The organism is Streptomyces sp. NPDC104367 (assembly GCF_055583825.1).
In genome coordinates this window covers 24,862-38,294 of record NZ_JBVJND010000030.1, presented here as the reverse complement: position 1 = coordinate 38,294, position 13,433 = coordinate 24,862, and the positions used below count along the sequence as shown (strand labels likewise).

General features: G+C 70.4%; 11 protein-coding genes. 6 read left to right on the top strand and 5 right to left on the bottom strand.

What is annotated here, in order from left to right; genetic code table 11:
• Positions 1–11 precede the first annotated feature (11 nt).
• The 3 genes from ACZ619_RS34655 to ACZ619_RS34645 form a co-directional block, all read right to left on the bottom strand.
• Positions 12–959: a carbohydrate ABC transporter permease gene (locus ACZ619_RS34655; protein WP_469607589.1), complete on the bottom strand. Its 948-nt coding sequence runs from the start codon at positions 957–959 to the stop codon at positions 12–14.
• A gap of 12 nt (positions 960–971) precedes the next feature.
• Complete coding sequence (locus tag ACZ619_RS34650) at positions 972–2,315, bottom strand: extracellular solute-binding protein (RefSeq protein WP_469607586.1); 1,344 nt, start codon at positions 2,313–2,315, stop codon at positions 972–974.
• Positions 2,316–2,456: 141 nt separating this feature from the next.
• Complete coding sequence (locus tag ACZ619_RS34645; protein WP_469607583.1) at positions 2,457–3,521, bottom strand: LacI family DNA-binding transcriptional regulator; 1,065 nt, start codon at positions 3,519–3,521, stop codon at positions 2,457–2,459.
• 217 nt (positions 3,522–3,738) lie between these two features.
• Here ACZ619_RS34645 and ACZ619_RS34640 point away from each other — a divergent pair, with 217 nt between their 5' ends.
• The 4 genes from ACZ619_RS34640 to ACZ619_RS34625 all read left to right on the top strand — a co-directional run bounded on the left by ACZ619_RS34640 (position 3,739) and on the right by ACZ619_RS34625 (position 9,821).
• Positions 3,739–5,628: a glycoside hydrolase family 2 protein gene (locus tag ACZ619_RS34640; protein ID WP_469607581.1), complete on the top strand. Its 1,890-nt coding sequence runs from the start codon at positions 3,739–3,741 to the stop codon at positions 5,626–5,628.
• A 234-nt stretch (positions 5,629–5,862) separates the two neighbouring features.
• Positions 5,863–7,842: a protein kinase domain-containing protein gene (locus tag ACZ619_RS34635; RefSeq protein WP_469607578.1), complete on the top strand. Its 1,980-nt coding sequence runs from the start codon at positions 5,863–5,865 to the stop codon at positions 7,840–7,842.
• Between the two features lie 205 nt (positions 7,843–8,047).
• Positions 8,048–8,665: a BlaI/MecI/CopY family transcriptional regulator gene (locus ACZ619_RS34630; protein WP_469607575.1), complete on the top strand. Its 618-nt coding sequence runs from the start codon at positions 8,048–8,050 to the stop codon at positions 8,663–8,665.
• A gap of 334 nt (positions 8,666–8,999) precedes the next feature.
• Positions 9,000–9,821, top strand: a complete 822-nt coding sequence (locus tag ACZ619_RS34625) for a hypothetical protein (protein ID WP_469607574.1) — start codon at positions 9,000–9,002, stop codon at positions 9,819–9,821.
• 41 nt (positions 9,822–9,862) lie between these two features.
• Here ACZ619_RS34625 and ACZ619_RS34620 read toward each other — a convergent pair whose 3' ends face one another.
• Positions 9,863–10,375: a hypothetical protein gene (locus tag ACZ619_RS34620; RefSeq protein ID WP_469607571.1), complete on the bottom strand. Its 513-nt coding sequence runs from the start codon at positions 10,373–10,375 to the stop codon at positions 9,863–9,865.
• Between the two features lie 444 nt (positions 10,376–10,819).
• On the opposite strand from ACZ619_RS34620, the gene ACZ619_RS34615 reads away from it, so the two are divergent.
• Entirely contained in the window at positions 10,820–12,472 is a 1,653-nt protein-coding gene (locus tag ACZ619_RS34615) for a ricin-type beta-trefoil lectin domain protein (RefSeq protein WP_469607569.1), read from the top strand.
• A gap of 371 nt (positions 12,473–12,843) precedes the next feature.
• Entirely contained in the window at positions 12,844–12,972 is a 129-nt protein-coding gene (locus ACZ619_RS34610) for a hypothetical protein (protein ID WP_469607567.1), read from the top strand.
• A gap of 9 nt (positions 12,973–12,981) precedes the next feature.
• On the opposite strand, the gene ACZ619_RS34605 is transcribed toward ACZ619_RS34610, so the two are convergent.
• A complete protein-coding gene (locus ACZ619_RS34605) occupies positions 12,982–13,431 on the bottom strand; it encodes a hypothetical protein (protein ID WP_469607565.1) in 450 nt (149 codons plus the stop codon).
• Between the last annotated feature and the right edge of the window lie 2 nt (positions 13,432–13,433).

Below are 13,433 nucleotides of genomic sequence, written 5' to 3'. Positions count from 1 at the left end.
GGGTCCTCCGCTCAGGCCGCGCTGCCGGTCGCGCGACGGCGCCGCAGCCCGTACCAGGCCGCCGAGATCGAGACGATGATGACGAAATAGACCATGGTGGCGGCAGCGCCGTAGCCACCTCGGTAGGCGGTGAAGCCGGTGTCGTAGATGTACTCGACGACCGGTCGGGTGGACTGGTCGGGTCCGCCGCCGAGCAGCTGGTAGATCTGGTCGAACACCTTGAGCGAGGCGAGGATCTGGAGGATCAGCACCAGGCTGGTGGTCCGCCCGAGCAGCGGCACGGTGATGTGGCGGATCTGCTGCCAGGGGCTCGCGCCGTCGATCGCCGCCGCCTCGTAGACGTCCGCGGGGACGTCCTGGATCGCGGCGGTGTAGAGCACGAAGTTGAAGCCGAACGTCCACCACACGGTCATCAGCACCACGGCGGTCCAGCCGCCCGAGGTGCTGCCGAGGAAGTCCGGCACCGGCAGCCCGACGGCGCCGAAGACCTTCGGGACGAGGCCGATCTGCGGGGTGTACATCCACAGGAAGACCAGGGTGACCACGGAGGACGGCACGACGTACGGCACGAAGAAGGCGATGCGGTAGAAGAGCCGGCCGCGGCGTACGCGCGAGGCCAGGACGGCGGCCCCGAGCGCGAGGACCACCAGCGGGGGCGTGGTCAGCAGCGTGAAGAACACCGAGTGCCACATGCTCTCCCAGAAGAGGGAGTCGGTGAGCACCTCGCGGTAGTTGGAGAGGCCGCCGAAGTCTCCGAGGCCGCTCTTGACGGTGGTGGTGTTGAAGAAGCTCACCACCGCGCCGACGAGGAACGGTCCGATCAGGAACAGCAGGTAGACGACGAGGAAGGGGGCGGTGAGCAGGATGCCCGCCCGGCGCTCGGAAGGGGTGGGCCGGTCGGCGGCGCGTGCGGCCGGGGATGCGGCGGGTGCCGGTCGCGTCGGGGCGACGGTCGTCATGGTGACTGCCTCCTACTTCATCGTGACCGGCGGTCGGGACGTGGTGTACCGCTTCAGGGCGGAGCGCATCGCGGCCGCCATGCCCTTGGGCGTGACCCGCCCGGTGAGCGCCTCGATGACCGTTCCTCCGATCACGCCCTGGAAGTCCGAGCCGGCGCCGGTGTACCAGGCCACCGGGTCGTACTGGGCGTCGAACGCGGCCTGGACGTAGTTGCGTTGCGGTGACAGGTCGAGGAACTGCTTGCTCTGCTGGGTCGGGAGCCAGGCGGGGATGTGCCCGCCCTCGGCCCACACCGCGCTGCTGTCGAGCAGGCTCCTGACGAACTTCGCCGCGTTGCGGGTGCGGGTCTCGTCGCCGCGGTCGTTGCGCGGCAGGATCAGCGCGTGCGAGTCGGCGTACGCCACCGCTTTCGGTCCGAGCAGCGCCGGGAACGGCACGACGTCGAACTTCAGGTTCTTGACCTGCCGGTACGACGGGATCTGCCACTCGCCGTCGAAGAGGAAGCCGGCCTTGCCGGTGCTGAAGAGGGCGTTGGCGCCGGCGCCGGTGAGGTTCTTCGGCATCAGGTCCGGTCCGGTCAGGCTCTGCATGAAGGCGACCGTCTCCCGGATCGCCTCGTCGTCGATGGCGATCCTCGTCCCGGAGTCGGTGACGATCGGGCCGGCCAGGCCGGAGTAGATCATGCTGAAGAAGCGCCAGGCCGTGGACGGGTCGGCGGTGATCGACATGACGGCGCCGTACCGGGCGCCGCCCGCGTCCTTCATCGCCTTGACGGCGTCGACGAAGTCCGCCTTGCCCTTGAGGGGCACGAGGTCGTCGCCCGCGGAGTTCAGCAGGCCGGCCTTTCCGGCGATGTCCACGTTGTAGTAGAGGACGAAGGGGTGCGTGTCCAGCGGGACCGCGTACACGGTCCCGTCCACGGTGGCCTTCTTCCAGGCCGCCGGGGTGAACTTGTCCTCGGTGACGCCGAGTTCGCCGAGCGGGGTCCGCTCGACCGGCTCCAGCAGGCCGGAGGCGGCCAGGAGCGGGAGGCGCGAGAGGTGGGTGATGCCCACGTCCGGTGGCGTGCCGCTCGCGATGGCCAGTGCCAGCTTCGTGTAGTACGGATTGCCCCAGCCCAGGATGGTCGCGTCGACCGTCGTTCCCGGGTTGGCCTTCTGGAAGGCCTTCTCCATCAGCACCATGTTGGCGCCGTCACCGCCGGTGAACAGGTTCCAGAAGATGACGTCCGCCGTGTCCGGCTGGGAGCCCGTCAGGCCGGACGCGAGCGGGGAGGAGCACGCCGCGAGCCCTCCGGTCAGGGCAAGGCCACCGCCGAGGGCGAGAAACCGCCGGCGCGCCATCGCTGCGCTCATAGGGGTATTCACCTCGTTAATTCGATGTGAACTCGATGGCGCAGACCCTGACACACGTTTTGCATCGATGCAATAGATCACCGGGAAGAGGCCTCACCCGCCCCGCGTCCCCGCCGACGTCCCCCGCACGTCGGCCCCGGTTCACTCCGGCCGGGGCTCGCGACGCGAGGACTCCCGGATCACCAGCCGGTACGGCGTGGCCTCGTGGGGAGCCGTCACAACCGCTCCCACCTGCGCGGACCCGTCGGACCCGGCTTCCCCGGAGCCGCCTGGCGCGGCCATCTGCTCCTCCAGCAGAACCAGTGAACGCTCGGCGATGGCGTCGAGGTCCGGGGCGATGGAGGTGAGCGGCGGGTGGGTGTACGCGGACTCCTGGACGGCGTCGATGCCGACCACCGCGACGTCCTCGGGCACCCGCACCCCGGAGGCGTCCAGGGCCCGCAGCGCACCGACGGCGAGCGCGTCGTTGAAGGCGAAGATGGCGTCGGGCAGCGGGCCGTCACCCTCCAGCAGCTCCCGCACGGCCGCGTACCCCTGCTCCCTGGTCCACTTCTCGACCGGTACGACCAGCCAGTTCACCCGCCGCACCCGGGCCGCCGACATGGCCTGCTCGTACCCCTCGGTGCGCTGGCGGCCGTTCTCGCTGCCGTTGCGGCCGAGCGCCACGATCCAGCGGCAGCCCTGCTCCAGCAGGTGCTCGACGGCGGTGCGCGCGGCCGCCACGTTGTCGATGCCGACCCGCGGGAACTGGTCGCCGACGCTGTGCTCACCCAGCATGACCAGCGGAAAGTCCGGCCTCTTGGCGGCGAAGTCGCTGGCGGGCAGGGTCAGGGCGCTCAGCAGCACGCCGTCGGCGACGTTGGTCAGACCGCCCTCGACGATCCGCCGCTCCACCTCGCTGTCGCCCGCGGTCGACTCGACGAGCACGGTGATGCCGCGCCGGCCCGCGGCCCGGATCACGGCCTGGGCCAGTTCGGCGAAGTAGGGCTCGGCGAGGAACGGCACCGCGAGGGCGATGAAGCCGGTGCGGCCCGAACGCAGGCCGCGCGCCAGGTAGTCCATGCGGTAGCCCAGCTCGTCGAGCGAAGCCTGCACCTTGGCGCGGGTGTCGGGGCTGACGTGCGAGTAGCCGTTGACCACGTTCGACACCGTCCGCACGGACACCCCGGCGTGCTCGGCCACGTCCCGCATCCGCACCTTGGCCACAGTGGGCCCCTTCCCGTCGCGTCGGCACCCGGAGCCTGCCGGACGGCCCCGATCGGGCGCCCGCCGGGCTCTCGGAGTCTGCCGCACCGCGGAGACCCGGATCATCGTCGCATCCCACCCGGGTATTGCATCGATGCAAACGATCACCCATGATGGCAGGGCTTCGATCGTGGAAACGCCCATGCCGGGAATTCCGGAAAGGGCAGGAGGAGGGTTCGTGAAGGCGAGCGAGCAGGACGGGACGTATCCGAGGCCGATCCTGCGGCGGGAACGGTGGCACAGCCTCGACGGCGTCTGGGAGTTCGGGTACGACGACGACCGCGAGGGCGAGCGCGACGCGTGGTTCGCCGTCGGGACGACGGGCGCGACGGACCGGACGGACTCGACGCACGCCACGGGCCCGTCGGGCTCGGCGGACGCGTTCGACCGGGAGATCACCGTCCCCTTCCCGCCCGAGGCGCCCGCCTCCGGTATCGGTGAGACCGCCGCGCACGCGGTCGTCTGGTACCGCCGCCGCATACCCCACGAGGTCCTCGCCGTCAGCGGCGGCGACCGGGCGCTGGTGCACTTCGGCGCCGTCGACCACCGGGCCAGGGTCTGGCTGGACGGCCGGCTCGTGGCCGAACACGTGGGCGGCCAGACGCCGTTCACCGCCGACGTGACCGACGCGCTGCGCCCCGGCGCCGACGAGCACGTGCTCGTCGTACGCGCCGAGGACGACCCGGCCGACCTGGCGCAGCCGCGCGGCAAGCAGGACTGGCAGGACCGGCCGCACGCGGTCTGGTACGAGCGGACCACCGGCATCTGGCAGACCGTGTGGACCGAGACCGTCGGCGCTCTGCACCTCACCGACCTCGCCTGGATCCCCGACCCGGCGCGCGGTGTCGAAGCGGAGATCACCCTGGCCTCGGCGCCGGCCGCCGCGGTGAGCGTGGAGATCGTGCTGAGCCACGACGGCGAGGTGCTCGCCGAGACCACCACGGCGGTACGCACCCCGCGCAGCCGTATCGACCTGGTCGTCCCCGCCCTGCGCAACGGCATCGACCGCGAGGATCTGCTGTGGAGCCCCGAGCGGCCCACGCTGATCGACGCGCGGGTGACGGTCCGCGACACCGCCACCGCCGAGGTGCTCGACACCGTCGACAGTTACGTCGGGCTGCGCAGCGCCGGTGTCGGCCGGGGCGCGTTCCTCCTCAACGACCGCCCCTACTACGTGCGTTCGGTCCTCAACCAGGGCTACCGGCCCGACACCCTGATCGCGAACTCCGGCACCGGCGCACTGCGCCGCGAGGTCGAGCTGATCAAGGCGATGGGCTTCAACGCGGTCCGTATCCACCAGAAGGCCGAGGATCCCCGCTTCCTGTACTGGGCCGACCGGCTCGGCCTGCTGGTGTGGGGCGAGACCGGGGCCGCGTACGAGTACGGCACCGAGGCCGTGGAACTGCTCACCCGCGAGTGGCTGGACCTGGTGCGGCGGGACCGCAGCCACCCCTCGGTCGTCACCTGGGTGCCGGTCAACGAGAGCTGGGGCTGCTCCGACATCGCGAACGACCCGGCGCAGCGGGCGTACACCGTCGCGCTCGCGAACCTCACCCGCGCCCTCGACCCGACCCGCCCGGTCATGTCCAACGAGGGCTGGGAGCACACCGACAGCGACATCATGGGCGTGCACGACTACTCCTCCGACCCCGCACTGCTCACCCGCCGCTACGGCGACGCCGCCGGGTTCGAGACCCTGCTGGCCTCACCGGGCCCGGCGGGACGGGCCCTCTCGCTCGACCCACGGCAGACGGCGCGCTACCTCGCCGGCGAAGTCCCCCTGATGGTGAGCGAGTTCGGCGGACTGTCCGTGGGCGCCGAGGAGGACGAGTTCTCCTACACACGGACCAGCTCCGACACGCAGTACGCCGCCCTGCTCGACGACATCTTCTCGGTGCTGCACACCAGCCCGATCGTCGCGGGCTTCTGCTACACGCAGTTCATGGACACCGCCCAGGAGACCAACGGCCTTCTCTCCACGGACGGTTCACCGAAGCTGCCGCTGGAGACCATCCGCCGAATCGTCACCGGCGGCGGAGCCGAACCCACGGGGAAGCCCGAGTCCTAGGCGCCGGCCCAGCAGGGGAAACGCAGCCGACTCCGGCTGAAGCACCGGGAGGTTCCACTTCTCCCGGTCGCGGTCGCGCGAGGGGCTGTCGTGCGGGGTGAAGATGGAGACGACGTCCAAGACAGGGCCGCGGCGCCTCCCGCACCCCAGGGACTGTGTGAATGTCGTGGCAAGTCCGGTGAGGCGGCGAGCCGGAGATGGATGGCCCCAGCACGTGTTGGATAACGTGCCCGCATGGTTGCGCACAGGGGGCAGGACGGGGTTCACCACATCGACCTCGACGGAAGTGGGGCAACACCTCTGGTCCCGGAGGATCCCCGGCGGATCGGACCGTACCCGCTCGTCGGGCTGCTCGGCGAAGGCGGGATGGGCCGGGTCTACCTCGGCGTCGCGGAGGGCCGCTACGCCGCGGTCAAGCGGGTCCTTCCGGCGATCGCCCAGGACCCGCACTTCCTGCGCCACTTCAACCACGAACTCGACAACCTGGCCCGGCTTCCGGCAGGTCTGAGCGTCCCGCTGCTGGAAACCGGCCGCACCGAGAAACCGCCGTGGTTCGCCACCGAGTACATCCCCGGGCTCACCCTGGCCGAGGTGGTCCGCCTGCACGACGGACCGTTGCCCAGCGAGGCTTCGTGGTTCCTGCTGCGCGAACTCGCCGCCCGGCTCAAGGCGTTGCACGCCCTGGACATGCTCCACCGGGACATCAAGCCCTCCAACGTGATGATCACGCTCGACGGGCTCGCGCTCATCGACTTCGGCATCGCGCGGGCCGCCGACCAGAGCCGGCTCACCCGGACCGGCATGGTCGTGGGCACACCCGAGTACATGGCACCCGAACAGGCCAAGGGCAGGAAGGAACTGACCGCCGCGGCGGACGTGTTCGCGCTCGGCAGCCTGCTCTACTTCGCGGCGGCCGGCGCGTCCCCCTTCGGCCCGGGCTCCGGCCTGGACGTCCTCTACCGCATCGTGCACAGCGAACCCGACTTCACCGTCCTGACCGGGCTCGACCCGGCCTTGGCCCCCGTCGTCGCCGCCTGTCTCGACAAGTCCCCCGCGAACAGGCCCACCGCGGCGGACCTGCTGGAACGCTCCGCGGAAGGCCCTGAACCCGGTGGCGAGGTGTGGCCGCCCGCGATCGCCGAACGGCTGGAGCGACGCGCGGCGTTCGCCGCGGCCGTTCCCGCCCTCGACGAACTCACCGCCGCCACCATGGCCTTGAGGTCCTCCCCGCCTTCCCCGCCTGCCGCACCGGGCGAAGGCGCGGACGGCGCGGACGGCGGGGCCGTGGGTCCGTCTCCCGCCGCGGCAGCTGCGGCCGTGGACGAGTCCACGGACAGCCTGCGGCCGAAGGGCAAGCGCACCCGCCGCTCCGTCCGGCTCCTGGTCGTCGTGCCGATCGTCCTGGCGGCGGGCGGGGTCACCAGCGTTCTCCTCCTGCCGTACGCGTCCTCGCACGCCGACGGGAAGCCGTCCGCCACACCCTCGGTCGTCCTGTCCGCCTCGCCGTCCGCCGACGGGTCGGCGTCGCCCACGCGGTCGAGCCGCTCCACGTCCGGGTCGCCCTCGGCGCACTCGTCCGGGAAGGGCGCGAAGTCGGGCTCGGGCTCCCAAGGGGCGGATGCCGGCTCGTCGACGGGCAAGAGCGCCGGTTCGTCCTCCGGCGGCTCCAGCGGTTCAGGGACCACGAAGGGGAGTACGTCCAAAGGCGGGGGGTCGTCCTCGTCCTCGGGCGGTTCGTCCTCCTCCGGTGGTTCGTCCTCCGGTGGGTCCGGGAGCGGGAGCGGAAGCACGGTCAAGGTCGGTTCCGCGGGTACCTACCGCATCAAGAACGCGTCCGACGGCAACTGTCTCGAACAGGACACCAGTAGCGGAAGCGCCGGCACGTACGCCGTGAGCAGCTCCTGTTCCTCGACGAACGGCGCCTACTCGGAGTGGACCTTCTCGCCCGGACCGAACGACACCTTCAAGGTGATCAACAAGGGCAGCGGCAGCTGCCTCACCGCCTTCATGGCGAGCGGCTGGATCAACATGGACGCATGCGGCTCCAACTCCGGGCAGTACTGGCGGATCGGCACCGCCAAGGCCGCGGGCAGCACGCTGGAGAGCACCACCTACTCGCAGTGCATGGAGGTGGTGCCGGCCAGTTCGGCGAAGGTGGCCGACTGCAACACCGCCGACTCCGCGCAATTGTGGAGCTACGCTGGCAAGAACTGACACCGACTTCAGGTGCGGGAACAGAATTCCCATGGCCTCGTCGTACCGCTCTCATGTCCTCTCGGCTCATAAGGTGTTGTACTGACGATGGAATCCGGGCGTCCCACCCGTACCATCGTTGCGCCGGGGCATTCTGCGGCCGTGCCAGGTTCCGACGCGACCGTCACACAGGGCTTGGCCCTGGCCACGGACCAAGGAGAGAAGAGTGCCCGAGAGCATGACCCAGGCCACTGAATTGACTTCGCACTACAGCAGCAAGGTAGCGGGTGACCTTGAGGTCAACATCCAGGAGCAGGAACGCGTCACCGCCGAACTGGCGTCTCTTCAGGAACAGTTGGCGGTTCTTCAGCGGAACCACGCCGTGCTCGTGAGTCTCCGGGAGGCACTGGGTGTCCCCGCGTCTCCCGCCGAGCCGACGGACACCGCGGCCGCCGCGGTACCCGCTCCCAGGAAGAAGGCGGCCTCCGCGTCTCGCAAGCGCAAGCAGGTGAAGAAGGCCGAAGTCTCCCGTCCTCAGGACGAGAAGACTCCTGTGAGCGCTGATCAGCCCACTCTGGTCGGCCTCATCCGCCAGTACGTGGCCGAGCAGAGCGAGCCCCGGTCCGCGGGAGAGATCTCCGAAGCGCTCCAGCAGAGCCATCCCGAACGCACCATCGCCACCAAGGTCGTGCGCACCACGCTGGAGAACCTGGTGGCCAGGAGCCTTGTCGAAAGAGTGAAGCAGGGTCGGTCGGTGCTCTACACCACCGTCGGCGCTCCTGAAGCCACGGCGCCTTCCCAGGACGGATCCCAGGACGAACCGCAGGACGAACTCCGGTCCTGATCCGCCACTTGGCCGATGAGGCCGGCTCGGCAGGAATCTCGGGCCGGGCCGGATGACGAAACGGCCCCGGCCCCGGCCCCGCGTCGTCCCTGAAATTTCCCTCCGCCTTCGGCCGAGGCGCATTTCCGTGTTCCAGGATCCCGCCCTTGTTTCCAGGGATGCGTCATCAGGGCGCGCGCGAGCCGAGTGACTCGTTCCGTTTGAAACCGGACCGGTCATCGACCCGCCACCGAACCCGTCCCGGGAGGGGACGTTTTCCCCATCAACCGGCGTTGTCTGCCTGCGACGCTGATCTCTCCGTGTCATCAGGAGAAGGGGGAAACCTCCTATGCGCATGAGGAAATCACGTATCGCGGTGGTAACGGCGTTGTGGGCAGCGCTCGGAGCGGCTGTCGTACCGTCGGCCGGCGCGGCGCCGGGGACGGACGCGAGCGAGCCGCTCCCGGCCGGAGCGCGGACCTGCGCCGCCGCGGCCGTGAAGGTCGTACCGCGGTCCGCGCGCAACGCCCATGTCGCCTGCACCGACGACGTCCTGACCGCGACCGTCCCGTCCCGTGGCACCGCACGGACACTCGTCTACGGCCTGCGAACCGGCCGCACGGCCGACGTGACGGGCCTCGGCCCGGCCGCCGCGCAGCGCGAGGCTGCCGACGTGGCACGCACGGACGCGGGAGACGGCACCGTACGGCCGATGTTCGGCGACTGGTACATCGACGACCAGTACCACGCCCACACGGACGAGAACCTGTTCTATGCCATCGTCACCGACGGGGAGGTCGAGTTCATCAGCTGGGTCAAGATGACCAGCCGGATCGGTCTGCAGTTCCGCCACCATTACTTCACCCTGGGCTGGACCCAGTTGGAGAACCGCGCGGTCACCGTCGACGTCGACGTCCGCAGCCGTGAGGACATCACCCTCTGGCCCGACCGCACCGTCGAGGAGGACCTCTACGGCAACGCGGGCTACCAGACGAGTTGGTCGCAGGACGGCTATCTGACGACCGACGGCCCCGGTGTCTTCTACTGGGACCTGCACGACCGTTCGATCCGGGACTCGGAGTACGGCTACTTCAAGGTGATCGACGACTTCGAGAGCCCGCACTACCGGTGCTACAAGACCGTGTCCTGCAAGTACCCCAACGGGCAGGAGGCGTAGGCCGCGTGCGCCGCGGGGGCCGTCCCGGCCGGGACGGCCCCTCAGGTCTGCCAACGGGCCGGATCGGGCGGCTCGTACGCGAACGCCGTCACCGTGACCGTCACGCCGGGCAGGGACAGCGCGGCGAGGTGCCCGTGGGCGGTGTCGAGGACCAGCCGCCCGCGGTGCCCGGCGGGCCGGATGCTCTCCACCTCGACGATCAGCCGCCCGTCCTCCGCGGCCGGCCCCTCGCACAGCCGCCAGTCGTCGCCGCGACGCCCCCACACGGGTGCCGCGAGCGGGAAGAACGGCTGCAGGGGCAGCGGCACCCAGCCGGCCCGCGCGGGCCGCTCCTCGCGAAGGCCGGCCGCGGCGCCGGAGGTGACGATCACCGAGCCGTCGCAGACCCACCGCTCGGTGCCGTCATGGGCCCGCCAGCGGTCGGGTTTGAGGAAGTCGACGTCCCAGACGGCGGCCGCCCGCCCGGCGACCTCGGTCCGTACCGTTCCCGATCCGTAGCGCGGTCCGCCGTCCAGCAGCGCCCCCACGACATGCCCCAGATGCGTCACGGACATCGCTCCCCTTCCGTCCCGTGAAGCCGGTACGGCAGGGCGTCTGCCCGCACCGACGGCGCCGAACCACCGGCACGCGGTCGATCGCGCCCCGAACGCGCAGTGGACGCGGGGCTCCTGGCCGAACCGAGGGCGAGTTCCCGAGGGCCGAGCGGAAGCCGTCGTCGGTTGCGCAGTCTTGACGGTATTGGTCTGGTCCAATAACGTCGGCCCGCACAGAACTTCACATGGCTCAACACCCGCAGCCGTCACGTGCGTTGCCGCTGTACCCGCCGGTTGAAGGACGAGAGCCCGGCCGCCCGCCCGCCTTCCATGGAACCCGTCCGGGGCGGCACAGCGAACCAGCACGATCATGTCTTTTCTTCGGAGGTAAGACATATGCAATTGTCCTCTGCAAGGACACGGCGCCGCGGGTGGAAGAGAGCGCTGACTCTGATCCCCGTCGTCGTGGTGACCGTGGCGGCCACCCTCTCCACGACGCTCACCGCCCAGGCGGCGGTGCCCTCGACGCCGTCGGGCTTCACGCTCACCTGGAGCGACGACTTCACCGGGGCGTCCGGCACCGGCATCGACCAGAGCCTGTGGAAGTACGACACCGGGCCGGGCAGCAGCTTCGGTACCGGCGAGATCGAGACCATGACCAACAGCACCTCGAACGTCTACTACGACGGTCAGGGCCATCTCGTGCTCCAGGCGCAGCACTCGGGTTCCGATCCGGCGGCCGGATGGACCTCAGGGCGCGTGGAGACCCAGTCGGCGTCCTTCGGCGCCGCGGCGGGCGGCGTCGTACGCATCGAGTCCGTCCTCCAGCAGCCCGACGTCACCACCGCCAACGGCGCCGGTTACTGGCCCGCGTTCTGGATGCTCGGCGCGCCACTGCGCGACGGGGTGACCTGGCCGAAGTCCGGCGAGGTGGACATCATGGAGGACATCAACGGCCGCAGCTCCGTCTTCAGCACCCTGCACTGCGGGGTGAACCCGGGCGGGCCGTGCAACGAGTCGACCGGCATCGGCTCGGGTGAACGCGCCTGCTCGGGCTGCCAGACCGGCTTCCACGACTACGCGGCGGAGATCGACCGCTCGGTGTCGCCGGAGCAGATCAGGTTCTACCTCGACGGGAACAACTTCTACACCGTCAGCGCCAGCCAGGTGGACGCGACGACCTGGGCCGACGCGGTGGACCATCCGTTCTTCATCATCTACGACCTGGCGATCGGCGGCGGCTTCCCTGACGCCTTCGGCGGGGGCCCGAACGCGTCCACGGTCTCCGGCGGCAAGCTGGTCATCGACTCGGTGGCCGTCTACAACAAGGCGCCCGGTTCCAGCGGCGGTTCGGTCACCGGCCAGACGATCACCGGGCCGGGCGGCAAGTGTGTCGACGTGTCGGGTGACGACACGGGCGGCGACGGCACCGCGGTCCAGCTGTGGGACTGCCAGTCGGCGGCCAAGGACCAGCACTGGACCTGGAGCGGCCAGACCCTCCAGACCCTCGGCAAGTGCCTGGACATCGCCGGCGGCAACAGCGCCGCGGGGACGAAGCTGCAACTCGCCACGTGCAACAGCGGCGGCTACCAGACGTGGCTGCGGCAGACCGACGGCTCGCTCCGGAACCCGACCAGCGGCCGGTGCATCGACTCGCCGTCGGGTGCCACCGCGAACGGCACACGCCTGCAGATCTGGGACTGCAACAGCTCCAGCGCGCAGCAGTTCGCCATCGGCACCCCGATCTACGGACCGGGCGGCAAGTGCGTGGACGTAGCGGGTGACGACACGGGCGGCGACGGCACCGCGGTCCAGCTGTGGGACTGCCAGCAGGCGACCTCGCTGGACCAGAAGTGGACCTGGAGCGGCCAGACCCTGCGCACTCTGGGCAAGTGTCTGGACATCGCGGGCGGTGCCAGCGCGGCCGGCACCAAGCTCCAGCTGGCCAACTGCAACGGCGGCGCCTACCAGAACTGGGTCGCCAACGCCGACGGCTCGATGTCCAACCCGGTCACCGGCCGGTGCATCGACTCGCCGTCGGGCGCCACCGCGAACGGCACACGCCTGCAGATCTGGGACTGCAACAGCTCCAGCGCCCAGAAGTTCGCCCTGGCCTGAGACAGCACCCGCACCGCTTCCCGTCCCCACCGGGCCTGCGACGGCCGGTCGCAGGCCCGGCCCGGACGGCGCAGCGGTGCGGGTTCCGTCGTTCCACGGAGGATGGTCCGGAGGGCGACCGGACCGGCCGGACCGAGTGAACACAGCGGCCGGCTCGTCGTGGAGAGGCGCCGCGCGGGAGTGGGCGGCACGGCGTGGTGCGAGCGTGCGGATGCCGCGGGTCGGCGGATCCACGAGGCCGGCCGTGGTGACATCGGCCCGCAAGGCGCCGGTGACCACCCCGGGGATCAGCGCGATGGCGTGCCCGGTGGCGACCGGGGCCGGCTTGCCGAACGTGATCAGGGCATGGCGCCGGAACACCTCGCCGGCCGGTGCGCCGGGCGGACCCCGCGCGCAGGGCGCTCCACCACGGCTCGGACACCTTCACCGACGTCTTCCTGCCGGTCCGCACCGACAGCGCCTGGCGTATCGCCGACAAGGCGTCCCACCGGCACTCCTGAAAGGCCGATTCACGCCGTCAGTTCACGGCGTGCGAGGGCGTTCATGGCGTCGTAGGCGGTGCGCAGGGCCCGCTCGTCGTTGCGGTTGACCGCCTGTCCCCAGTCCCTGAGCAGCCGACGCGCCTGTGGGCTGCCGAACATCTCGACCGCGATGACCGCGTCCATCTCCATCTGCACGCGCATGCCCGTCGTATAGGTCTGTTCGAGCTCGGCCAGCTCCGCGTGCATTCCCCGGTGCGTGTACCGTCGACGCCTCAGGTTGAGTTCCCCGGCTCGCAGCAGGGCGAAGTACGCGTCCCGCCGCTCATGCACGAGCCGTTGCCTCGCGGCCGCCTCCTCGGTGTGACGAGCCAGCCGTTCGACCTGTCTTCGTCCCTGTTCGCCGCTCAGCCAGGTGAAGAAGACTCCGGCCGCCGCGGTGACCCCAGCCGCTGTCGGTGCTACCCAGTCCCAAGCCACGA